26 protein-coding genes are annotated in these 21,254 nt (G+C 72.7%); 15 read left to right on the forward strand and 11 right to left on the reverse strand.

What is annotated here, in order from left to right:
* Positions 1-47: 47 nt before the first annotated feature.
* Positions 48-779 (reverse strand): cobalt-precorrin-6A reductase, encoded by a 732-nt coding sequence (locus tag ACP56T_RS14235; RefSeq protein ID WP_430912787.1) that lies wholly within the window; start codon positions 777-779, stop codon positions 48-50.
* On the opposite strand from ACP56T_RS14235, the gene cbiE reads away from it, so the two are divergent.
* Genes cbiE through ACP56T_RS14255 form a run of 4 tightly spaced genes read left to right on the forward strand, consistent with a single transcriptional unit; the run spans position 778 to position 4,521 of the window.
* Positions 778-2,022, forward strand: a complete 1,245-nt coding sequence (gene cbiE / locus ACP56T_RS14240) for a precorrin-6y C5,15-methyltransferase (decarboxylating) subunit CbiE (protein ID WP_430912788.1) — start codon at positions 778-780, stop codon at positions 2,020-2,022. The two genes, ACP56T_RS14235 and cbiE, sit on opposite strands and share 2 nt — an antisense overlap.
* Positions 2,001-2,423 (forward strand): cobalamin biosynthesis protein, encoded by a 423-nt coding sequence (locus tag ACP56T_RS14245; protein WP_430912789.1) that lies wholly within the window; start codon positions 2,001-2,003, stop codon positions 2,421-2,423. The genes cbiE and ACP56T_RS14245 overlap by 22 nt, the downstream gene beginning before the upstream one ends.
* Positions 2,420-3,202 (forward strand): precorrin-4 C(11)-methyltransferase, encoded by a 783-nt coding sequence (gene cobM / locus ACP56T_RS14250; protein WP_430912790.1) that lies wholly within the window; start codon positions 2,420-2,422, stop codon positions 3,200-3,202. The genes ACP56T_RS14245 and cobM overlap by 4 nt, the downstream gene beginning before the upstream one ends.
* Entirely contained in the window at positions 3,199-4,521 is a 1,323-nt protein-coding gene (locus tag ACP56T_RS14255) for a cobyrinate a,c-diamide synthase (protein WP_430912792.1), read from the forward strand. Before cobM ends, ACP56T_RS14255 begins: the two co-directional genes overlap by 4 nt.
* A 19-nt stretch (positions 4,522-4,540) precedes the next feature.
* On the opposite strand, the gene ACP56T_RS14260 is transcribed toward ACP56T_RS14255, so the two are convergent.
* Positions 4,541-4,978 carry a helix-turn-helix domain-containing protein gene (locus ACP56T_RS14260; RefSeq protein ID WP_430912793.1) on the reverse strand — a complete coding sequence of 146 codons (438 nt, stop codon included), beginning with the start codon at positions 4,976-4,978 and terminating at the stop codon, positions 4,541-4,543.
* 384 nt (positions 4,979-5,362) lie between these two features.
* Here ACP56T_RS14260 and hmuQ point away from each other — a divergent pair, with 384 nt between their 5' ends.
* Positions 5,363-5,701: a heme-degrading protein HmuQ gene (hmuQ, locus tag ACP56T_RS14265; RefSeq protein ID WP_430912794.1), complete on the forward strand. Its 339-nt coding sequence runs from the start codon at positions 5,363-5,365 to the stop codon at positions 5,699-5,701.
* 4 nt (positions 5,702-5,705) lie between these two features.
* On the opposite strand, the gene ACP56T_RS14270 is transcribed toward hmuQ, so the two are convergent.
* Complete coding sequence (locus tag ACP56T_RS14270; RefSeq protein ID WP_430912795.1) at positions 5,706-6,971, reverse strand: MFS transporter; 1,266 nt, start codon at positions 6,969-6,971, stop codon at positions 5,706-5,708.
* A gap of 349 nt (positions 6,972-7,320) precedes the next feature.
* Here ACP56T_RS14270 and ACP56T_RS14275 point away from each other — a divergent pair, with 349 nt between their 5' ends.
* Positions 7,321-8,826 (forward strand): undecaprenyl-phosphate glucose phosphotransferase, encoded by a 1,506-nt coding sequence (locus ACP56T_RS14275; protein ID WP_430912796.1) that lies wholly within the window; start codon positions 7,321-7,323, stop codon positions 8,824-8,826.
* Between the two features lie 103 nt (positions 8,827-8,929).
* Positions 8,930-9,409: a hypothetical protein gene (locus ACP56T_RS14280; RefSeq protein WP_430912797.1), complete on the forward strand. Its 480-nt coding sequence runs from the start codon at positions 8,930-8,932 to the stop codon at positions 9,407-9,409.
* A 7-nt stretch (positions 9,410-9,416) separates the two neighbouring features.
* Here the strand turns inward: ACP56T_RS14280 and ACP56T_RS14285 are convergent, their stop codons facing one another.
* Positions 9,417-9,926 carry a Fur family transcriptional regulator gene (locus ACP56T_RS14285; protein WP_430912798.1) on the reverse strand — a complete coding sequence of 170 codons (510 nt, stop codon included), beginning with the start codon at positions 9,924-9,926 and terminating at the stop codon, positions 9,417-9,419.
* A 195-nt stretch (positions 9,927-10,121) separates the two neighbouring features.
* Here ACP56T_RS14285 and ACP56T_RS14290 point away from each other — a divergent pair, with 195 nt between their 5' ends.
* The 3 genes from ACP56T_RS14290 to ACP56T_RS14300 are packed head-to-tail and all read left to right on the forward strand — an operon-like array spanning position 10,122 to position 11,991.
* Positions 10,122-10,250, forward strand: coding sequence for a hypothetical protein (locus tag ACP56T_RS14290; RefSeq protein WP_430912799.1), 129 nt, complete (start codon positions 10,122-10,124; stop codon positions 10,248-10,250).
* A complete protein-coding gene (locus tag ACP56T_RS14295; RefSeq protein WP_430912800.1) occupies positions 10,247-11,128 on the forward strand; it encodes a metal ABC transporter ATP-binding protein in 882 nt (293 codons plus the stop codon). Before ACP56T_RS14290 ends, ACP56T_RS14295 begins: the two co-directional genes overlap by 4 nt.
* Entirely contained in the window at positions 11,125-11,991 is an 867-nt protein-coding gene (locus ACP56T_RS14300) for a metal ABC transporter permease (RefSeq protein ID WP_430912801.1), read from the forward strand. Before ACP56T_RS14295 ends, ACP56T_RS14300 begins: the two co-directional genes overlap by 4 nt.
* Before the next feature lie 7 nt (positions 11,992-11,998).
* Here ACP56T_RS14300 and ACP56T_RS14305 read toward each other — a convergent pair whose 3' ends face one another.
* Positions 11,999-12,568 carry an exopolysaccharide biosynthesis protein gene (locus tag ACP56T_RS14305; RefSeq protein ID WP_430912802.1) on the reverse strand — a complete coding sequence of 190 codons (570 nt, stop codon included), beginning with the start codon at positions 12,566-12,568 and terminating at the stop codon, positions 11,999-12,001.
* Positions 12,569-12,966: 398 nt separating this feature from the next.
* On the opposite strand from ACP56T_RS14305, the gene bcsS reads away from it, so the two are divergent.
* Positions 12,967-13,674 (forward strand): cellulose biosynthesis protein BcsS, encoded by a 708-nt coding sequence (gene bcsS / locus ACP56T_RS14310; protein ID WP_430912803.1) that lies wholly within the window; start codon positions 12,967-12,969, stop codon positions 13,672-13,674.
* On the opposite strand, the gene ACP56T_RS14315 is transcribed toward bcsS, so the two are convergent.
* Complete coding sequence (locus ACP56T_RS14315) at positions 13,641-15,209, reverse strand: cryptochrome/photolyase family protein (protein WP_430912804.1); 1,569 nt, start codon at positions 15,207-15,209, stop codon at positions 13,641-13,643. The genes bcsS and ACP56T_RS14315 overlap by 34 nt on opposite strands.
* Before the next feature lie 196 nt (positions 15,210-15,405).
* Here ACP56T_RS14315 and ACP56T_RS14320 point away from each other — a divergent pair, with 196 nt between their 5' ends.
* Together ACP56T_RS14320 and ACP56T_RS14325 are read left to right on the forward strand one after the other, a co-directional pair.
* Complete coding sequence (locus ACP56T_RS14320; RefSeq protein WP_430912805.1) at positions 15,406-16,272, forward strand: formyltransferase family protein; 867 nt, start codon at positions 15,406-15,408, stop codon at positions 16,270-16,272.
* 3 nt (positions 16,273-16,275) lie between these two features.
* Complete coding sequence (locus ACP56T_RS14325; RefSeq protein ID WP_430912806.1) at positions 16,276-16,446, forward strand: DUF2256 domain-containing protein; 171 nt, start codon at positions 16,276-16,278, stop codon at positions 16,444-16,446.
* A 10-nt stretch (positions 16,447-16,456) separates the two neighbouring features.
* Here ACP56T_RS14325 and ACP56T_RS14330 read toward each other — a convergent pair whose 3' ends face one another.
* From ACP56T_RS14330 to ACP56T_RS14345, 4 genes are read right to left on the reverse strand one after another with little or no spacing between them, the layout of a single operon-like run.
* Positions 16,457-17,062, reverse strand: a complete 606-nt coding sequence (locus tag ACP56T_RS14330) for a nucleotidyltransferase family protein (RefSeq protein ID WP_430912807.1) — start codon at positions 17,060-17,062, stop codon at positions 16,457-16,459.
* Positions 17,063-17,071: 9 nt separating this feature from the next.
* Positions 17,072-18,106: a molybdopterin-binding protein gene (locus tag ACP56T_RS14335; RefSeq protein WP_430912808.1), complete on the reverse strand. Its 1,035-nt coding sequence runs from the start codon at positions 18,104-18,106 to the stop codon at positions 17,072-17,074.
* A complete protein-coding gene (locus ACP56T_RS14340; protein WP_430912809.1) occupies positions 18,103-18,825 on the reverse strand; it encodes an XdhC family protein in 723 nt (240 codons plus the stop codon). Before ACP56T_RS14340 ends, ACP56T_RS14335 begins: the two co-directional genes overlap by 4 nt.
* Positions 18,826-18,829: 4 nt before the next feature.
* Positions 18,830-19,153: an XdhC family protein gene (locus tag ACP56T_RS14345; protein ID WP_430912810.1), complete on the reverse strand. Its 324-nt coding sequence runs from the start codon at positions 19,151-19,153 to the stop codon at positions 18,830-18,832.
* Positions 19,154-19,330: 177 nt separating this feature from the next.
* Here ACP56T_RS14345 and ACP56T_RS14350 point away from each other — a divergent pair, with 177 nt between their 5' ends.
* A complete protein-coding gene (locus ACP56T_RS14350; RefSeq protein ID WP_430912811.1) occupies positions 19,331-20,452 on the forward strand; it encodes a branched-chain amino acid ABC transporter substrate-binding protein in 1,122 nt (373 codons plus the stop codon).
* Positions 20,453-20,655: 203 nt separating this feature from the next.
* Positions 20,656-20,928 (forward strand): translation initiation factor IF-1, encoded by a 273-nt coding sequence (gene infA, locus ACP56T_RS14355; RefSeq protein WP_430912812.1) that lies wholly within the window; start codon positions 20,656-20,658, stop codon positions 20,926-20,928.
* 43 nt (positions 20,929-20,971) lie between these two features.
* On the opposite strand, the gene ACP56T_RS14360 is transcribed toward infA, so the two are convergent.
* Complete coding sequence (locus ACP56T_RS14360; protein WP_430912813.1) at positions 20,972-21,229, reverse strand: hypothetical protein; 258 nt, start codon at positions 21,227-21,229, stop codon at positions 20,972-20,974.
* Between the last annotated feature and the right edge of the window lie 25 nt (positions 21,230-21,254).

Genomic DNA, 21,254 nt, shown 5'->3' on the forward strand with positions numbered 1-21,254 from the left:
CCACCCCTACCCCTCTCCCTCCCCGCAAGGGGGAGGGAGCCGACGCCTCAGCCAAGGATCGCCCGCATCGCCTGCCCGGCATCCGCGACGGACGGCACGTCGGGCTTTGCCGGCCGGCGCACCATCACCACCGGCAGGCCCAGCGCGCGCGCCGCCGCGATCTTGCCGTAGGTCGCCGCGCCCCCGGCGTTCTTGCTGACAAGGACCTCGATGCCGGCGTCCCGCAGGACGGCCCCCTCGGCGGCCTCGTCATAGGGGCCGCGCGCGGTGATGCAGGTCAGGCGCGGCACCGGCAGGGCCTCCCCCACCGGCTCGATGGTGCGGGCGACGTAATCGTGCTGCGGGGCCGCCGCGAATTCCGCGATCTCCATGCGGCCGATGGTGAGGAAGACGCGGCGCGGCACCTCCCCCAGGGCCGGGATGCAGGCCGCGACGCTCTCGACCTCGCGCCAGTCGTCGCCGGGCCGGCGCTCCCAGGCGGGGCGGCGGATGGCGAGGATCGGCACGCCGGCCCGCGCCGCCGCCCCGGCGGCGTTGGCGGAGATGCGCGCGGCGAAGGGATGCGTCGCGTCGACCAGGAGATCGACGCGGTGCGCGCCGAGATATCCGGCGAGCCCCTCCGCGCCGCCGAAGCCGCCGACGCGGGTCGGGACGGGCGCGGCGGCGGGCGCCGAGGTCCGGCCGGCGAGCGACAGGGTGAGGTCGAGGCCGGGGCGGCCGGCGAGCCCCTTCACCAGGGCGCTCGCCTCGCTCGTTCCGCCGAGGATGAGGATGCGCATGGCCGCCTTGTCCTCCGGGGCTGAGCGGGTGTCGAGGGGCGGCCGCTGGCTGTCCATCGTCGGCATCGGCGAGGACGGCCGGGCGGGGCTCTCCCCCGCCGCGAGCGCCGCCCTCGACGCGGCCCGCGTGGTCTATGGCGGGCGCCGCCATCTGGCGCTGGCCGGGCCGCTCGACGCGGATTGCCGCCCCTGGCCGAGCCCGATCTCGGACGCCTATCCGGGCATCCTGGCCCGGCGCGGCGAGCCGACCTGCCTGCTCGCCACCGGCGACCCGTTCCATTACGGCATCGGCGCCGAGATCGCCCGGCTCGTCCCGGCAGAGGAGATCGCGGCCTATCCGCAGCCCTCGGCCTTCAGCCTGGCCTGCGCCCGCCTCGGCTGGCCGCTGGCCGAGACCGCCTGCCTGACCCTGCACGGACGGGCGCTGGAGCGCATCGTGCCGCATCTCCAGCCCGGCGCGCGCCTGCTCGTGCTCTCCTGGGACGAGACTACGCCGGGAGCCGTCGCCGCCCTGATGACGGAGCGCGGGTTCGGCGGCTCGCGCCTGACCGTGTGCGAGGCCATGGGCGGCCCGCGCGAGCGCCTCCGCGATGCCGCCGCCGCCGGGTTCGACCTCAGCGGGATCGATCCGCTGAACACGCTCGCCGTCATGGTGGAGGGCACGCGGGACGCGCGGGTGATCGCCCTGGCGCCCGGCCTCGACGACGGGCTCTTCGAGAACGACGGCCAGCTCACCAAGTCCGAGATCCGCGCCGTGACGCTTTCCCGGCTGGCGCCGCGCCTTGGGCAATGCCTGTGGGACATCGGCGCCGGGGCTGGCTCCATCGGGATCGAATGGATGCTGCGCCACCCGGCCATGCGCGCCATCGCCGTCGAATCGAACCCGGAGCGCGCCGCCCGGATCGGGCGCAACGCCCGCGCCCTCGGCGTGCCGGACCTGCGCGTCGTCGAGGGCCGGGCGCCCGCCGCGCTCGCCGGCCTGCCCTCTCCCGATGCCATCTTCGTCGGCGGCGGCGTCTCGGAAGCGGGGCTCCTGCCGGCGGCCCGCGAAGCCCTCGCGCCGGGGGGCCGCCTCGTCGCCAACGCGGTGACGCTCGAAGGCGAGGCGACGCTGCTCGGCGCCTTCGCCCGGCTCGGCGGCAGCCTGCGGCGCCTCTCCGTCGCCCGCGCCGACAGAGTCGGCGGGCTGCATGGCTGGCGCTCGGCCATGCCGGTGACGCAGTGGACCTGGGTGAAGCCGTGAGCCGCCTCGTCGCCGGCATCGGCTTCCGGCAGGCCGTCACGGCCGAGGAGATCGCGGACCTGATCCGGCGCGCCCTGGCGCTGGGCGGCTTCCCCGCCGACCGGCTCGGCGCCATCGCCACCGCAGCCGACCGCGCCGGCGCGCCTCAGGCCCGCGATGCGGCGTCCGCCTTCGGGCTCGCGATCCTCCCCGTCGCGGAGCAGGCCCTCGCGGCGGCGGATACGAATGTCGAGACCCGCTCGGCCCGGATCGAGGCGAGCCGGGGCATCGGCTCGGTCGCGGAAGCCGCGGCTCTGGCGGCGGCGGGGGCCGGGAGCCGCCTCGTCCTGCCCCGCATCGCCAGCGCCGGGGCCACCTGCGCCCTCGCGGAACACGCGCCCGGAACCGACGAGCCCGCATGACCATCCATTTCATCGGCGCCGGTCCGGGCGCCGCCGACCTCATCACCCTGCGCGGCCGCGACCTCGTGGCCGCCTGCCCCGTCTGCCTCTACGCGGGCTCGCTGGTGGCGCCTGAGATCCTGCGCTGGTGCCCGCCGGAGGCCCGTATCGTCGACACCGCGCCGCTCGACCTCGACGCCATCGTGGCGCTCTGCGCCGAGGCGACGCGGGCCGGGCAGGACGTCGCCCGCCTGCATTCGGGCGACCTCTCGATCTGGAGCGCGCTCGCCGAGCAGATGCGCCGGCTCGACGCCGCCGGCATCCCCTACACGGTGACGCCGGGCGTGCCCTCCTTCGCCGCCGCCGCCGCCGTCCTGAGGCGGGAGCTCACGGTGCCGGGGGTGGCGCAGTCGGTGGTCCTCACCCGCACCTCCGGCCGGGCGAGCGCCATGCCGGAGCGCGAGACGCTGGCCGCCTTCGCCGCCACCGGCGCGACGCTCGCGCTGCATCTCTCGATCCATGTCGCGGCGACGGCGGCGGCGGAGCTGGTCCCGTTCTATGGCGCGCAATGCCCGGTGGCCGTGGTGTTCCGCGCCACCTGGCCGGACGAGCGCGTCGTCACCGGAACCCTCGCCGACATCGCGGAGAAGGTCGCGGCGGCGGGGCTGGAGCGCACGGCGCTGATCCTCGTCGGCCCGGCGCTCGGCGCCTCGGATTTCCGCGAGAGCGCGCTCTATTCGCCCGATTACGACCGCCGCTTCCGCCCGACCGGCGGCGGACGACCGGACGCCTCGGCATGAGCGCGCCGGGGCTCCTCGTCGCCGCGCCGCGCTCCGGCTCCGGCAAGACCACCGTCACGCTGGCGCTGATGCGGGCGCTGCGCCGGCGCGGCCTCGCCGTGCGGGGGGCGAAATGCGGGCCGGACTACATCGATCCGGCCTTCCATCGCGCCGCCACGGGCCATGACAGCGTCAACCTCGATTCCTTCGCCATGGGCGAGCGGCTTCTCGACTCGGTGGCCGGGCTCGCCACGGAGGGCGCGGATCTGGTCGTCGCCGAGGGCTCCATGGGCCTGTTCGACGGCATCGTGGCGGGCGCCGGCCGCACCGGCGCCAATGCCGACATCGCGGCGCGCTACGGCTGGCCGGTGCTGCTGGTGCTCGACGTGTCGGGGGCGGCGCAGTCGGCCGCCGCCGTGGCGCTGGGCTGCCGGGCCTACGATCCCCGCATCCGCATGGCGGGCGTCGTGCTCAACAAGGTGGCGAGCGCGCGCCACCGCCGGCTGGTGGAGGACGGGCTGGCCAAGGCCGACATCCCCGTGCTCGGCGCCCTCATGCGGGACGCCGCCCTGACCCTGCCCGAACGCCATCTCGGCCTCGTCCAGGCCGGGGAGACCGCCGATCTCGACGCGCGCCTCGACCGCCTGACGGACCTGGCGGAAGCCGGGCTCGACCTCGACGCGATCCTCCGCGCGGCCGGCGGCGAAGGCCCCTCCCCGTCGGGGAGCGGACTGCCGAGGCCGCCCGGATCGCGGATCGCGGTGGCCTCCGACGCGGCCTTCTCGTTCCTCTACCCGCATATGACGGCGGGCTGGCGCCGGGCGGGCGCCGAGATCGTGCCGTTCTCGCCGCTGGCTGACGAGCCGCCGCCGGCGGATTGCGATGTCTGCTGGCTGCCGGGCGGCTATCCCGAACTGCATGCCGGGCGCCTCGCCTCGGCCGCGCGATTCCTGGCCGGACTGCGCCGGTTCGCCGCCGGCAAGCCCGTTCATGGCGAGTGCGGCGGCTACATGGTGCTCGGCGAGAGCCTGGAGGATACAGACGGGATCACGCATGCCATGGCCGGGCTGTTGCCGGTGGCGACCTCGTACCGCGCGCGCAAGCTGCATCTCGGCTACCGGGTCGCGACGCTGTTCGCGGACGGCGTGCTCGGGGCCGCCGGCACCCGCCTTGTCGGGCACGAGTTCCACTATGCCAGCGAGCTGTCGTCTCCGCCGGACGCGGAAAGGGCGCTCGCCCGCGTCACCGATGCCGAGGGCGTGCCCCTCGGGCTCGCCGGCCACCGCAGCGGCCTGACCAGCGGCAGCTTCTTCCATCTCATCGCGGGAGAGACCGGATAGCCCCGCAAGGACGCGCGGGTCAGGACAGGTCGTTGGCGGGGTCCGCGTCCATGGTGTCGGTGATCGGACCGTCCCCGGAGGGCCGGCTGATCCGGGCGGCGGACCGGACGATGGCGAGCACGTCGCGGCGGACCTGCTCGTCCGCGATCATGGAATAGGCCCGCAGCAGCTCGATGGCGCCCTGCGCGTTGAGAAAGCCGAACACGTCGTCCTGCTGCGGGCCGACGGCCGCGCTTTCCTCGAAGAAGGCCGAGACCGGGACCTCGAGAAGCTGGGCGATCTCGCGCAGTCGCCCGGCGCCGACGCGGTTCTGCCCCTTCTCGTATTTCTGGACCTGCTGGAACGTCACGCCGACGGCGGTGCCCAGCGCGGTCTGGCTCAAGCCGCGCGCCTTGCGCAGCGCGGTGATGCGCAGTCCCACGAGGCGATCGATATCCGTTGTCTGCTTCGGCATCATCAGTCAGCGCAGTTCCAAAGGTGATCCGACGAGGATCGAGCGCCCGGCGGCCGGCAACAATCCGTAACCCTCCGCGAGGCGTGGCGGGAGGTGCCCATGTCATCGGTCGGCAAACAAGGCCGCCACGATGCGGGCGGACCGACCTCACGAAATCGTGCGCCGTATTTTCAACGAATAATTCAAAATGGGAGACCGGCGGCAACAGGCCGCACGCCTGCCGCCGCGCCAGCCGGAGGCTTCCTTCTGTCGCACACAGGGAAAGCGGCCACCTGCGGCATCGCGGCCGCGGGGTGATTCGCCGCAAATCGATGCGGCGCGATACCCCCGCCGTTCCGCTCTGCTAAGGTGCGGGCTCGCGTTTCGGCGAAGGAGAGGGAGAGACCGATGTTCATCGCCATGAACCGTTTCAAGGTGGTCAAGGACGGAACGCACGAGTTCGAGCAGGTCTGGCTCGGCCGCGACAGCCACCTCAACGAGATGGAAGGCTTCGTGGAGTTCAAGCTGCTGCGCGGGCCCGAGCACGAGGACCATGTGCTCTACGCCTCCCACACCACCTGGGAGTCGAAGGCGGCCTTCGAGGCGTGGACCCGCTCCGACCAGTTCCGCAAGGCCCATGGCCGGGCCCCCTCCTCCAAGCCGCTCTATCTCGGGCACCCCCAGTTCGAGGGCTTCGAGCCGGTGCAGACCCTCTCGAAGACCGGCGAGACCGAGGCGGCGGCCTGACCCCTCAGCGCGCCGGGCGCAGGCTCGGCAGGAACACCGCGAGCAGGCCGATCAGCGGCAGATAGGCGCAGAGCGCATAGACCTGCTCGATCCCCGCGTGGTCGGCGAGCTCTCCCAGGAGAGCCGCGCCGATCCCGCCGATGCCGAAGGCGAAGCCGAAGAACAGGCCGCCGACGAGCCCGATCCGCCCCGGCAGCAGTTCCTGCGCGTAGACCAGGATCGCCGGCATCGCGGAGGCCAGGATCAGGCCGATGGGCACGAGCAGCGCCACCGTCCAGGCGAGGCCCACATGCGGCAGCGCCAGGGTGAAGGGCAGGATGCCGAGGATCGAGATCCAGATCACCGGCTTGCGCCCGATGCGGTCGCCGATGGGGCCGCCGAGCAGGGTCCCGAGCGCATAGGCGCCGAGGAACACGAACAGATCGATCTGCGCCTGCGCCACCGACACCCCGAAGCGGTGGATGAGGTAGAAGGTCAGGTAGGACGAGATGCTCGCCGTATAGAAGTACTTGGAGAAGATCAGCGCCAGCAGCACGGCGACGGTCATCCCGGTCCGGCGCCGGCTCGGCCGATCGCCCGCGCGTGCCGGCGCGGCCGATCGCCGGACAGGCGCCGTCGCGAGACGCGCCCGATACCAGCGTCCCACCGCCGTCAGCACGCCGATGCCCGTCAGCGCCGCGAGCCCGAACCAGGCGACGCTCGCCTGCCCGCGCGGCACCACGACGAAGGCGGCCATCAGCGGCCCCAGCGCCGAGCCCACGTTGCCGCCGACCTGGAACACCGACTGCGCCATGCCGTAGCGCCCGCCCGCCGCGAGCCGGGCCACCCGCGAGGCTTCCGGGTGGAAGATCGCCGAGCCGAGGCCGATCAGTCCGGCGGCGGCGAGCAGCACGCCGTAGCCCGGCGCCAGCGACAGCAGGATCAGGCCGGCGAGGGAGAGCGCCATGCCCGAGGCCAGCGAGAAGGGCTGCGGCCGCCGGTCCGTATACGAGCCGACCACGGGCTGGAGCAGCGACGCCGTTCCCTGGAAGACGAAGGTGATGAGACCGATCTGTCCGAAATCGAGAGCGAACTGGGCCTTGAGCAGCGGATAGAGCGCCGGCAGCAGCGACTGGAGCAGGTCGTTCAGGAGATGCGAGACGCTGAGGCCCGCGAGCACCGCCATCGCCGGCCCCTCGCCGGCCGCCCCCGATGGTACCGCGGAAACGCGGACCGCAGGCTCATCCGCGACCGGCCCGGCGAGACCCGCCGATTCTGCGACCTTCTCCATCACCTATCCCGCTCAACCGCCGCGCCGAGGATTCCGGGCGCCCTCGGCCGCCCACCTAGGAATGGATCCCGGTTCTCCGCCCGGATGGACGGCAGAACAATGGCTTAGGGCCTGCCGGGCGCTTCCGGAAGCGCCCGGCATGTGCCGGGGCGCACGCCGACGAAATCCTCGGTAGTTTTCCGCATTGCATACAGAATGGGCAACCCGTAACCGGGCCGTAATGCCGAGGGCGAGTCTTCCCAAGACGAGCGGCCCGCGCGTTGCTCAGAAGTCTGTGAAACCCCGGCCCGGACGTGCCAACGTCCCAATCCGGGACAATGTCGGTCCAAGACGGAACGCGATACAGACAATGTTTCACGCACGTCCTCCGCAGAACTTCCAGAAGATCGCTCCCGTCATCGGGCGCCGGCGAGACGTCTGGTCGGCCCTGCTGCCGCGCCGCAGCCGCGCCGCCTTCCGCGTGGCGATCTCCGCCACCGTGGCGATGGCGGACGTGCTCACCATCCTCGTCCTCGGCATGGGCCTCGAGATCGCCTATTACGCCTGGACCGATGGCGGCCTGATCCCGGCGCAGGAGAGCCGCAGCCTGCTGCTCTGCGGCATCCTCGCCCTCGTCGTCGTCCTCGCCAACGTCATGCGCGAGGAATACAGCATCGAGAACGCCCTCTCGCGCCGGCCGCACCTGCGCCGTACAGCGACGCTCTGGCTGATGGCCTGGGCGGTGATGCTGGTGGTGGGCTTCGCCACCAAGACCACCAACGACTTCTCCCGCGTGGTCGCCGTCGCGCTGTTCGTGGCGGGGCTGCCCGCCATGATCGGCGTGCGCGCCGGGATGGTGGCACTGGTGCGCCGGGGCATGACCTCGGAATCGGCCTCCGTCAGCCGCATCCATCTCGTCGGCTACGAGGAGGACATCGCCCGCTTCTACGCCAGCAACGACGCCGACGCGCTCGGCCTGCGCGTGGTCGGCACGAGCTACCTGCGCCGGGTCGATCCCGCCGCCGGTCCCGCCGCCCGCAAGGCTCAGCTCTCCGAGGACCTCGACCTCGCCGTCTCGGTGGTGCGCTTCCTGCGCCCGGACGACGTCTTCATCCTGGTGCCCTGGAGCGATGCCGCCGAGATCGACGCCTGCGTCGACGGCTTCCTGCGCACGCCGGCCGCCATCCACCTGCGTCCCGGCGGCGTGCTCGACCGGTTCCCCGACATGCAGGTGGCCCGCGTCGGACGTCTCGCCGGCATCAATATCGGCCGCCGCCCGCTCAACCTCGGCGAGGTGCTGCTGAAGCGCGTGTTCGACACGATCCTCGCCGGACTCGGCCTGATCGCGCTGGCCCCGCTCTTCGCCGTCGTCGCGCTGGCGATCAAGCTCGACAGCCCTGGCCCGGTGCTCTTTCGGCAGAAGCGCTACGGCTTCAACCAGCAGCCCTTCGGCGTCTTCAAGTTCCGCTCGATGAAGGCCGAGAAGGAGACCGTGTTCAAGCAGGCCACCAAGAACGACAGCCGCATCACCAAGGTCGGCGCCTTCCTGCGCCGCTCCAACATCGACGAGCTGCCCCAGCTCTTGAACGTGGTGCTCGGCGACATGTCGCTGGTCGGCCCGCGCCCGCACGCGCTCGCCCACGACCGCAGCTTCGAGCGGCGCATCGCGCACTACGCCCGCCGCCACAACGTGCGCCCCGGCATCACCGGCTGGGCCCAGGTGAACGGCCTGCGCGGCGAGACCCTCACCGATCTCGACATGGAGCGCCGGGTCACGCACGACCTGCACTACATCGACAACTGGTCGATCTGGCTCGACATCCAGATCCTGTTCCAGACAATGGTCTCGCCCCGCGCCTACAAGAACGCCCGCTGAGGAAGCCGCGCCCCGGTAAGGGGCGTGGGCCGCCTACCGGAGCGGGCCCGGAAGCGCTAGGCTGCTCGTCCCTTCGCGCAACGGAAGCGGTGGCCGGGACGCCGTGCGACGCCTGCTGAAGTTCCTGCACACGATGGGCGCCATCGGGCTGATGGGCGCGATGGCCTGCCTGCTCGTGATGCTGAGCCTGACGCCGCCGCCGGCGTCGCTGGCCTCCTACGCCCAGATGCGCGGCGCCATGGGCGCCGTCGCCACCTGGGTGTTCTTCCCCTCCCTCGGACTGACGCTGCTGGGCGGCCTGCTGGCGATCGGCCTCCACCGGGGCTTCCACGACGCCGGCTGGGCCTGGCTGAAGCTCGGCACCGGCATCCTGATCTTCGAGGGCGGCTTCGTCGGCGTGCTGGGACCGATGCAGGAGGAGGCGCGGCGCAGCGCCGCCGCGCTCGCGGGAACGGTCGATCCGGCGACGCTCGGCGATGCGCTGGGTCCCGAGCGGAACACGCTCTGGGTGCTGCTGGCGGTGGCGACCGTGAATGTCGCGCTCGGCATCTGGCGGCCGAGGCTGCTCCGGCGGGCGGCCTGAGCGCCCCTTACCCCAGGCTCTCCGCCTGACGCCCAAGGCAGGCCCCGCACTCGCCCTCGACCTCCAGGATGCGGCTCGCCGGGCGGAAGCCGGACTGCGCCACGGTGCGGTCGATCTGGCGCTCGATCTCCGGCGATGTGGTCTCGTCGATGCCGCCGCAGCTCCGGCAGATCATGAAGACAAGGCCCGCGCCGTCGCCGTGGTCGTGGGCGCAGGGGACGAAGGCGTTGCGGCTGGCGATGCGGTGGACGAGGCCGTTCTCGGTGAGGAAGTCGAGGGCCCGATAGACCGAGACCGGGGCGACCCGCCGGCCGGGCTGGCTCATGCGCTCGGCGATGTCGTAGGCGCCGAGGGGACGCCCTTCCGCCGCGACCGCGTGCAGCACGTCGCGGCGCAGGCGCGTGAACTGGAGGTCGCGCTCCCGGCAGAGGCGCTCGGCGCGCGCCATCACCTCCTCGGCCACATCCGCGGCGTCGTGGCCGTGGTGGCCCGCGCAGCCGGAGCCGTGCTCGTGCATGTCCGTCCCTCGATCCCGCCTGTCGTCGCGGCCGGATCGACGGCCGGATTGATCGGCGGCGGTGTTACAGTGTATCAGCCGCCAGCATAAGCCGACAGGCCGGATACGGGCAAATCGCCGCGAGCCGATGCGCGCCGGCCATCGCCCGCCGGGCGGGCGGCGGACGCCCCGCCTTTCGAGACCGGACCCCGAGCCGTGACACGTTCCGACAGCCGCCTCCCCCGACCGTCGCTCCTGCGCGCCGGCATCGGCCTGCGCCTCGCCCTCGCCACGGGATTGTCCGGCCTGGTCTGGCTCGCCGTCGCCTGGGCCCTGCGGCCGTGAGCCTATCGCATCCGGGCGCCATCGCCTTTCGCGGCCTGACGCTCGGCTACGACCGGCATCCGGCCGTCCACCATCTCGACGGCGTGATCCCGCCGGGCGACCTCGTCGCCGTCGTCGGCCCGAACGGGGCCGGCAAGTCGACGCTGCTCAAGGGCATCGCCGGCGAGATCGCCTGTCTCGACGGCCGCATCGAGCGCGGCGGCGGCCGTGCGGCGGTGGCCTACCTGCCTCAAGGAGACGAGATCGACCGCTCCTTCCCCGTCAGCGTGCTGGACCTCGCGGGCATGGGGCTGTGGAGCCGGCTCGGCCCCTGGCGGAGCCTCAAGCCCCATCGCGGCGGCATCCTCGCGGCGCTCGCCGCCGTCGGCCTCAACGGCTTCGAGGACCGGCCCATCGGGACGCTCTCGGGCGGACAGTTCCAGCGGGCGCTCTTCGCCCGGCTGATCGTGCAGGACGCGCCCGTCGTCCTCCTCGACGAGCCGTTCCGGGGCATTGATTCCCGTACCACCGCCGATCTCGTCCGCCTGATCCTGGATTGGCACGCTCAGGGGCGCACCATCGTCGCCGCGCTCCACGACTTCGCGCAGGTGCGCGCGCATTTCCCGACGACGCTGCTGCTCGCGCGCGAGCCGGTGGCCTGGGGCCGGACCGAGGAGGTGCTCGCCCCCGCGAACCTCGCCCGCGCCACCCGCCTCTCGGAAGCCTGGGACGAGGACGCCGCCATCTGCGGCCGCGACCATGCCGGGCACGCGCATGCCCAAGACACGCATGTGGAACAGGAGGCGGCCGAACCGCACGCTCACGGGCACGATCACCACCACGGCCACGCGCCCCACGATCACGGGCACGACCATGCCCCGCGCCGGAGCGTCGGATGATCCACGAGCTCTTCGCGCCCTTCGTCGAGTTCGGCTTCATGCGCCGGGCGCTGGTCGGCTGCCTGGCGCTCTCGCTCTCGGCCCCGCCCATCGGCGTCTTCCTGACGCTGCGGCGCATGAGCCTGATGAGCGACGCCATGAGCCACGCCATCCTGCCGGGCGTCGCGGCGGGCTTCCTGGTGGCCGGGCTGTCGCTCCCCGCGATGACCCTGGGCGGTCTGGTCGCCGGGCTCGCCGTCGCCCTTCTCGCAGGCGCCGTCACCCGCTCGACGGTGGTGAAGGAGGATGCGAGTCTCGCCGCCTTCTACCTGATCTCGCTCGCCGCCGGGGTGCTGCTGGTCTCCCTGCGCGGCTCGCAGGTCGACCTCCTGCACATCCTGTTCGGCAGCGTGCTGGCCCTCGACGACGAGGCGCTGACGCTGCTCGGCGGCATCGCGACCCTCACCCTGTTCGCGCTCGCCGCCATCTACCGGCCGCTGGTGATGGAATGCGTCGATCCGCTCTTCCTGCGCTCGGTGGGGCGCGCGGGCGGGCCGGTGCACTACGCCTTCCTCGGGCTGGTGGTGCTCAATCTCGTCGGCGGCTTCCAGGCGCTCGGCACCCTGCTCGCCGTGGGACTGATGCTGTTGCCGGCGGTCATCGCCCGGTTCTGGGCGACGGACCTGACCGGGCTGATCCCGGTCTCGATGTTGGCCGCCGCCCTGTCGAGCCTGTCAGGACTGCTGCTGTCCTACCACGCCGACCTGCCCACCGGCCCGGCCATCGTGCTCTCGGCGGGGGGGCTCTACGTCGCCTCGGTGCTGTTCGGACCGCGCGGCGGCCTCGTCTATCGCCTCCTCAAGCCGCGCCACCTGGAGGCGTGAGCCCGTCTCACCAGACGTGCAGCAGCGTCATGATCGCGGCGACGACGGCGAAGACGAAGCCCGCGTTCAGGGCGACGCCGACCGTGCCGATGGCGAGCCCCGCCAGCACCACCACCCCGTCGCGCTCCACCAGCCCGAGCCCGACGAGGCAGACGGCGAGCCCGAGCGGGATCTGACCCACCACCGGCGCGGCCACGATGAGCGCCATGGAGAGCGTCAGCAGGATCAGCCCGACCCCGCGCATGCCGAGCGCCGTCTCGAAGATGCTCAGGCGCGGCCGCGACCAGCGCTCCAGGCGCCTCAGCAGCGGCACGGCGCGGTTCACGGCGCGCTCCACGTCGGCGCGGGCGATGGAGCGGGACAGCAGGGCGCGCGGCAGCCAGGGCGTCGACATGCCCGCGACGATCTGGACGGCGACCAGCAGCAGCAGCAGCCCGCAGAGCAGCGGGATGGGCGGCGGCATCGGCAGGCAGTTCGGCAGGCCGAGCAGCACCACCAGCAGCGCGAAGGCGCGGTCCTTCAGCACCGCCACCACGTCGCCGACGGTCAGCCGATCGCCTTCCTGGGTCGCGAGCACGATCAGGACGTCTGAGGTTCGCGGACCGGATATCAAGGGGTCTCGGGTGTCGGCGCCTGTCGAGGCCGCGGCTCTATCCGAGTTCGCCGGGATCGCCAAGCGCGCCGCGCGCGGACGCACCGCCACGGGATCGCGAACGCCGGAGGCCGCCACCGGGCGGGCCCGGAAGCGGCTGCGTATCGCTGAAGATGCTCTGCCAAGCATTTGTTGACCTAGAGTTGCGTTCGCGTGACTTGGATACAAGCGAGTCAAATATTCGGCCCGAAAAACCGCGCGGGCCGTGGAGAACGAAAGTTCCGCTCCTGGCGGCTAACCCGTTTTCACCTTCCCATGGCCCCTTTCGGCTGGAGCGAGGTGGCTTGCCGACCCTATCGGCCCTCCGCGATGGACTGACGCGCATGCGGGTCTCCGCGTGCGCGCCCGCCGTCGTGCTCTGCGCCCTCCTGGCCCCGCCGGCGGACGCCGCCGACCTCACCCTCGACACCCTCCTGTTCGGCAGCCTCGATGCCGGCGCCGCGACCTTCGTCACGGCCGGCGCCAAGGTCGCCCTCGACCGCCTCGACCGCACCGGCTTCGTGGCGCTCGCCAGCGTCGGAGGCGGCCGCCGCACGGAGAAGACCGGCTGCGTCTGCCACCCGACCCTGTCGCGCTACACCGCGCTCGGATCCGCCCTCGTCGGATACCAGTGGGTCCATGATTGGGGCGTTGTTGCGGCCTATGCGGGGCCGGAGGGCTCCGTGGAGATCCTCGGCGACGCCGGCGCCGTGGCGGTGTTGCCCGCGCGCTTCGGCCTGCGGGTCCATGGCGAGGTCTGGGCGCGGCCCACGGAGCAGACCCTCCTCACCGCGACGCTCATCGCGGGCTCGGCCCGCAGCGACGCCTGGGGCCGGATCGCCTGGGGCCACCGCCTGTGGGGGGCCTATCTCGGGCCGGAAGCGAGCCTCTACACCGACCATACCGGCTACCGGAAATGGGCCGTCGGCCTGCACGCGACCGACTTCTCGCTGGGCAGGTACTCCTTTCGTGTGTCGGGGGGATTGCAGGGCGAATCGAGCGAGCGGCGGGCCGCCCCCTATGTCTCGCTCTCGGCCTGGGCGCCGCTCTGAGCCCCCTCCTCCGGTCCGGCCGACAGCGAATCGAGGAAGCGCCGGGCATCCGCCGCGATCTCGGCCTTGCGCGCCTCGGTCATCTTGGCGAGCGTGCGGTAGGGCATGGCGAGGCGCGGGTTGCGCTCCAGGCGGCCGGCGTTCTCGATCAGGAAGTTCCAGTACAGGTAGTTGAACGGGCAGGCCGCCGCGCCGGCCTTCTTGGCGACGTCGTAGACGCAGGCGCCGCAATAATCCGACATGCGGTCGATATAGGCGCCGGAGGCCGCGTAGGGCTTGGAGCCCAGCACCCCGCCATCGGCGAAGAGCACCATGCCGTGGGTGTTGGGCAGTTCCACCCATTCGTAGGCGTCGGCGAAGACGATCAGATACCACTCCTCCACCTGCGCCGGGTCGAGCCCGGCGAGGAGGGCGAAGTTGCCCGTCACCATCAGGCGCTGAATGTGATGGGCATAGGCATGCGCGCGGGTCTCGCCGACGACCTGCGCGATGCAGTTCAGCTTCGTCTCGCCCGACCAGTAGAACCACGGCAGGTCGCGCGTCGCGTCGAGCGCGTTGGTGGCGGCATAGTCCGGCATCCGCGCCCAGTAGACGCCGCGCACGTATTCCCGCCAGCCGAGGATCTGCCGGACGAAACCCTCGACGCAGTTGAGCGGCGCCTTCCCGTCCCGCCACGCCCGCTCGGCCGCGCGGCAGACCTCCTCTGGCGTCAGCAGCCCGGCATTGAGGGCCGGCGAGATCACCGCATGATGCAGGAAGGGCTCGCCGGCCTTCATGGCGTCCTGGTAGTCGCCGAAGGACGGCAGGCTGTTCACGATGAAGGCCTTCAACGCGCCGAGCGCCTCGCGCCGCGTCACCGGCCAGGCGAAGCCGTCGAGATCGCCGAAATGCCCGGCGAATCGGTCCGCGACCAGGGCGATGACCTCGCGCGTCGTGGCGTCCGGCTCGAACCTTCGGCGGTCCGGCACCGTATGCCCCTTCGGCAGGCGCTTGCGGTTGTCGTGGTCGAAGTTCCACTGGCCTCCGGCGGGCTCGCCGTCCTCCATCAGGAAGCCGGTGCGCTTGCGCATCAGCCGGTAGAACGTCTCCATGCGTAGCGACGCCTTGCCCTCGGCCCATCGGGCGAAGTCGCGGCGGGAGCAGAGGAAGCGGTTGTCCTCGCGGATCTCCACCGGCACGCCGAGATCGTCGCGCCAGCCCTGCATCATCTCCCAGACCCGCCACTCGCCGGGCTCGGTGACGACGACCCGGTCCGGCCGGTGGCGGGCGACGGCGCGCTCCAGCTCGCCCGTGAAGCTGCCGGTGTTGCCGCGCGCGTCGAGCCGCACGTAGTCGACGGCGACGCCCTCCTCTTCCAGCTCCGCCGCGAAATGGCGCATAGCCGAGAACAGGAAGGCGATCTTCTGCTTGTGGTGGCGGACATAGGTCGCCTCCGCCTCCACCTCGACGAGAAGCACCACGTCGCGCTCGGGATCGAGATCGGTGAGCGTCGAGACGCGCCGGTTCAACTGGTCGCCGAGGACGAAGCGCAGCACGCGCGGAGACGTCCGCTTCTCCGCCACGGCGTCAGGCCCCCGTGCGGATCGAGATCACGACCCGTTGCATGCGTCGGCCCTTTCCCGTTGGATGGGACGGGTTAGGTATGGCGCGGCCGCCGCGGGGGGAGACGCGCGGCACCATCTCTCCCCTGTCCGCGCGGTCGCAGGCGGACGCCGCTCGTCGGGACCCCTCATGAAGTTCGCTTTCGCCGGCATCGATTTCCTCGGCGGCGTGTTCGACGGGCTGGTGAAGGCCGGCTGGACGCCGATCAAGCTGTTCACGCGGCCCTGCGACGGCATCTACGACCACAACGAGCTCATCGTGGCGCAGGCCCGGAACCGGCGCATCCCGGTGCAGCTCTCGCGCATCCGGCAGATCGACCTCGACACCCTGCACGCCATCCACGGGCGCGACTGGGCGCTCGTCGTCGCCGGCTATCCCTGGATGGTGACGGGCTGGCGCGGGCGCGCCGCCTACGGGCTCAACATCCACCCCTCGCCGCTGCCGGTGGGGCGCGGGCCCTACCCGCTGTTCCGCGCCATCGGCGACGCTCACGAGACCTGGGGCGTGACCGCGCATGTGCTCGCCGAGGACGGTTTCGACACCGGCGACATCCTCGCCCGCGACCTCTTCCGGCTCTCGGAGACCGAGACGCACGAGACCCTGCTGAGCAAGTGCCAGATGGCGGCCGCCCGCCTCGCCGCCGGTCCCATCGGCCGGGAGCTGCCGGCGCGCTGGAGCCGGGCCGAGCCGCAGGGCGAGGGGTCGTACTGGGCGCGCGTCTCGGACGCCGACCGCACCCTCGATTTCCGTCAGGACGTCTCCGCGATCCTGCGCCGGGTGCGGGCCTTCGGCGCCATCGAGAGCATCGCGCGGCTCGGCGACAACCGTGTCTTCGTCGCCGACGCGACGGGCTGGCAGGAAAGCCACGGCCAGACGCCGGGCACGGTCGTGCACCGCTACCGCCGCACGGTCGTGGTCGCGGCCCGCGACGGCTTCGTGCAGTTCACCCGCTGGAGCCCGGTCTCGCTCCTCGACGCGGCCGGGCTCGGGCGCTGAGCCATGCCCCGCATGCGCCGCAAGGGCGATCTGCCGGAGAAGCCCTGCGCCCTATGCGGCCGGCCTTTCGCTTGGCGGAAGAAGTGGGAGCGGGTCTGGGACGAGGTGCGCCACTGCTCCGACCGCTGCCGGGACGAGGCGAAACGGGAAACGCGCCGGAACGCGTCGTCGTAACGCTCCTCGCCTACGGGCGCCGCACCATCGCCGCGAGCGCCTCCGGCGTGTCCACGTCGAGCAGGTTGGCCGGGTCGCCTTCGATCTCCAGCACGTCGCCGCGCCCGGCGAGCAGGCGGGCGGCGCCGGCATCCCCTTCGAGGGCGGCGAGGTCGTCGCGCAGGAGCGCGCGATTCAGAAGCACCGGGTTGCCGCGACGGCCCTCGAACACCGGCACCACCGCCGACGGGCGCGGCGCCGCGCCGGCATAGGCCGCCGCGAGGGCATCGAGATGGGCCTCCGTCACGCGCGGCATGTCGCCCAGCACCACGACCACCGCCTCGACGGCGGCGGGCAGGGCCGCGAGCCCGACGCGCAGCGAGGAGGCGAGCCCGGCGGCATGGTCGGGGTTCTCGATCAGCCGCATGTCGAGACCGGAGAGGGAGGCCCGCACGGCCTCCGCATGGCCGCCGATCACCGCCACCGCCGGCCGCAGCCGCGAGCGGCGGATGGCGAGGCCGGCATGCCGCACCATCGGCAGCCCCCCGAGGGGCGCGACGAGCTTCGGCCGGGCGCCGAAGCGCGTGCCGCGCCCCGCCGCGAGAAGGATCGCGCCGATCCGGACGTCGTCGCTCATGGGTCGGTGTCAGTCCTCGGACTCGGCGTCCGCCTCGCTGTGGCCGCCCGCGCGGGGCTGGGGCCGCGAGACGATCTCCATCAGCAGGCCGCCGACGCCGAGCGCTACGATGTCGGCCCGCGTCACCGCAAGCCCCGCGAGCAGGCGCAGAAGCACCCAGTCGAAGCCGTTCTCGCGGGGAGAGCGTGCGCAGCCCGGCGCGCCGATCACCGGCACCGCCCCCCGCGCCCCGACGAGGAGGAGGTTGCCCGGATCGACGGGCATGCCGAGATGCTCCACCGTCCCGCCGGAAAGCGCGATTCCCGCCGGGATCACGTCGCGGCGGTCGGCGATGGCCGAGGCACCGAAGACGACGACGATCTCGGCCCGCTCCTCCTCGCAGAGCCGCGCCACCGCCTCCGCCACGGCGGCGGCCTCGTGCGGCACGCGGAGCTCGGCGGCGATGCCGGCGGAGGCCGGTTCGAGACGCCGGCCGAGATTGCGCAGGGTATGCGCGACGGTCGCCTCCTTGAGGCCGGGCAGCAGCGTCGAGACGACACCGACCCGCCGGCGCCGATAAGGCGCGATCCGCAAGGGCCCCGCCGGCGCCGCCGCCAGCGCCCGCTCCAGCAGCGAGCCCGCGACCGCATAAGGAATGATCTTGACGGTCGCCACCATCTCGCCGGGCACGACCGACCGGAACGGAGGCAGCGTCGCCACGGTGATCGCCTCGTCGATGCCGTTCACCGCGTCGATCACCGGGCGCTCCACCAGCAGCAGCCCGGCCGTCTCGGCGAAGAGGTTGCAGCGCCCGGTGAAGGGCCTGTCCACGCGCAGGCCCTCGCCGGCCAGCCGCTCGGCCAGGGCGGCGGCGGCCTCGTCCTCGCCGATGTCGCCCCGCTCCAGCCGGGCCGCGATCAGCCGGTCGACGCCCTCGGCGAGCAGGCGCTCGGCGACCTCCGGCAGGATCGCCTGACCCTTCTTCACCACCGTGTCGCCCGCCCGGACCGTATGGGCGGAGATCAGGCCCGCGGCCTCGGCGGTGGCGACGGGTCCGAACTTCACGGCCGCGCCCCGGTGCAGTCCCGGCGCAGGCCGGCGCTGTCCTTGCGCAGGGCGCCGACGATCTCGGCCAGCACCGAGACCGCGATCTCGGCCGGGCTGACGGCGCCGATGTCGAGGCCGATGGGGGCGTGGATGCGCGCGATCGCATCGGCGCCGAACCCGGCCTGCTCCAGCCGCTCGACGCGGCGCGCATGGGTCTTCCGCGATCCGAGCGCCCCGATATAGAGGCACCCCGCGCGCAGCGCCGCCGTCAGCGCCGGATCGTCGATCTTCGGGTCGTGGCTCAGCGCGGCGAGCGCGCTGTAGCGGTCGAGGGGCGGTAGGCGGCCGGCGAACGCGTCCTCGGGCCATTCCGGCACCAGATCGACGCCGGGGAAGCGCTCGGGCGTGGCGAAGGCCGTGCGCGGGTCGATCACCGTCACGGCGAGATCGACCGCCGCCGCCATCGGCGCCAGCGCCTGGGCGATATGCACGGCGCCGATCACCACGAGCCGCACGGGGGGCACCTGGACGGTGAGGAAGAGCCGCCGCCCCTCGACCTCGGCGATGCCGCTGCGGCCGGAGGCGAGGCGCGGGCGCAGCAGCGCCGCGAGCGGGTCGCCGTCGAGCGCCTCCTCGCGGACGAGGCGCTGCTCGCCGGAATCGAGATCGGTGACGAGGATCGCGGCGCGGCGGGCGGCGCGCTCGGCGTTGAGGACGGACAGGGTGTCGAGGCGCATGGCGTCAGTCGATCCGCTCGATGAGGACGCGGATGCGGCCGCCGCAGGAGAGCCCCACCTGCCAGGCGGTCTCGTCGGCGACGCCGAACGCGATGACGCGGGGAGCGCCCGCCTCGATCACCTCCAGCGCCTCCGCCACCACCGCCCCCTCGACGCAGCCGCCGGAGACGGAGCCGAGGAAGGCCCCCTCCCCATCCACCACGAGATGGCTGCCCACGGGCCGGGGCGCCGAGCCCCAGGTCTCGACGACGGTGGCGAGCGCCACGGCGCGTCCGTCGCGGCGCCACGCCTCGGCCTCGGCGAGGATGTCTGTCTCGGTGGCGATCATCGCGAAAGCTTCCTGGCCGCGCCGGGGCGGGATCGTTGCCGGCGGCGGCCTCCCGACCGGAGGTAGGTCCGGCGCGCGGCCGCGCAAGGCGCCGGCGAAAGGCCCCGGACCGCCGCCGCTTCCTGCGTCCCGCGCGGAGCGCTATGCAGGAGCCGTGCTCGCCCACCGGATCCGACCATGCGCCTGAGCCCGCCGGCCGCCCTCGTCCTGCTGTCGCTCGGCGCGCCGTCCGCCCTCGCCCAGCAGGGCCCGCTCCGCATCGGGCTCTCGGCGCCGCTCACCGGGCCGGACGCCGGTTTCGGGCAGGGCATGAGGCTCGGGGCCGAGCAGGCGGTGGCGGACATCAACCGCAACGGGGGCGTCGCCGGCCGCAAGCTCGCGCTGGTGGTGGCCGACGATGCCGGCGACGGCAAGCAGGGCGCCGCCGTCGCGAAAAGATTCGCCGCCGACAGGATCGGCCTCGTCGTCGGGCCCCTGAGCACCATCGTCGCCGCCGTCGCGGCCCCGGTCTACGAGGAGGCCGGCATCGTGACGGTGACGCCCGGCGCCACCGGAGCGGCGCTGACCGGCCGGGGCTGGTGGAACCTCCTGCGCCTGGGCGCCAGCGACGCGCAGCAGGCGGCCACAGCCGCCGCCTATCTCAACGAGCGTTTCGCCGGCCGGCGCATCGGCATCGTCCATGACAGGACGACCTTCGGGCGCGGGCTCGCCGACGCCGTCTCGCGGGCGCTGAAGGCGCGGGGCAACGGCGAAGCCGCGTTCCTCGGCCTGCAAAAGGGCGCGAAGGACGCCGCCGACGTGCTGGCGCCCCTCAAGGACGCCCGCGTCGAGGCGGTGTATTTCGGCGGCCTCGCCCAGGAAGGCGCCGTGCTGGCGAAGGGACTGCGCGAGGCGGGGCTCGACGCCGTCCTGATCGGCAGCGACGGCCTCCTCGACAAGGACTTCCCGGCGATCGCGGGCCCCGCCGCCGAGGGGACCGTGATGACGCTCCCCGCCGATCCTCGCAAGCTCCCGGAGCCGAAGGGCAAGCCGGCCGGCCGTACTCCTGAGACGGATGCCTTCGCCGGGCAGGGGTACGCGGCGGTCGAGGTGCTGGCACGGGGCGTCGAGCGGGCGAAGTCGGCGGAGGGGCGCAAGGTCGCGGCCGCCCTGCGCGACGGCGCGCCGCTGCGTCTGAGCACCGGCGAAGTCGCCTTCGACGCCAAGGGCGACCTCGCGCGGCCGGACATCCAGATCCGGGTCTGGCGCCGGACGCCGGACGGGCGCCTCGACTATGCCGGCAACGAGTCCGCGCCTTAAGCACTTCTCCAAGGCGGAAACCTGGGGCGAGAACCTGGAAGCTTGCGTCGCGATGACGCGACGACTACATGCAGGGCACGCCTGAAAGGCTGTGCGCATCCGACTTGGATCGGACCCGCCGCCACCGGCGTTTTTACGGATTGCCCTGGAGAGACGGCCCCCCGTTCTGAGCGGGGCTCCCTCGGTCGGGCCGGAGACGGTGGATGGCGAAAGAAGAATTGATGCAGTTCGACGGTCTCGTTCTCGAGATCCTGCCGGACGCGCGCTACCGCGTGCAGCTCGACCAGGGCCACGAGATCGTGGCCTACACGGCCGGCAAGATGAAGAAGAACCGCATCAAGACGCTGGCCGGCGACCGCGTGACCGTCGAGATGTCGCCCTACGACCTCGAGAAGGGCCGCCTCGTGTTCCGCCACAAGGACGAGCGCGCCGCCGGCCCCCGCCCGCCGATCCGCGGCCAGTTCCGCCGGCGCTGAGTCTGCGCGGAACCGGCTGCTTGGCTCCGACTCGGGCGCGCCGTCAGGACCCGAGCAGCTTTACGAAGGCGGCACCGGCACCGAAGAAGGCTGCTCCAGCGGCCATGCCCGAGAGGGCGATCTGCCAAGGAGCGAGCATTCGGTCGCGTTCGGGCTTTAGCGCCTCGGCCGCGAGCTTGCTCTGCTCCACCATGAGCTTCTTTTGCGCGGCGACGAACTTTTCGCTCTCCTCGCGCGCCCGACGGATGCGGCCGAGTTGGTCCTCGAGATCCGGCGTATAAGCTACGGACGTATCGGCCACTGTATCGCCCCGCCGGCACGGGTGC

The organism is Methylobacterium endophyticum (assembly GCF_050591105.1).
GTDB lineage: Bacteria > Pseudomonadota > Alphaproteobacteria > Rhizobiales > Beijerinckiaceae > Methylobacterium.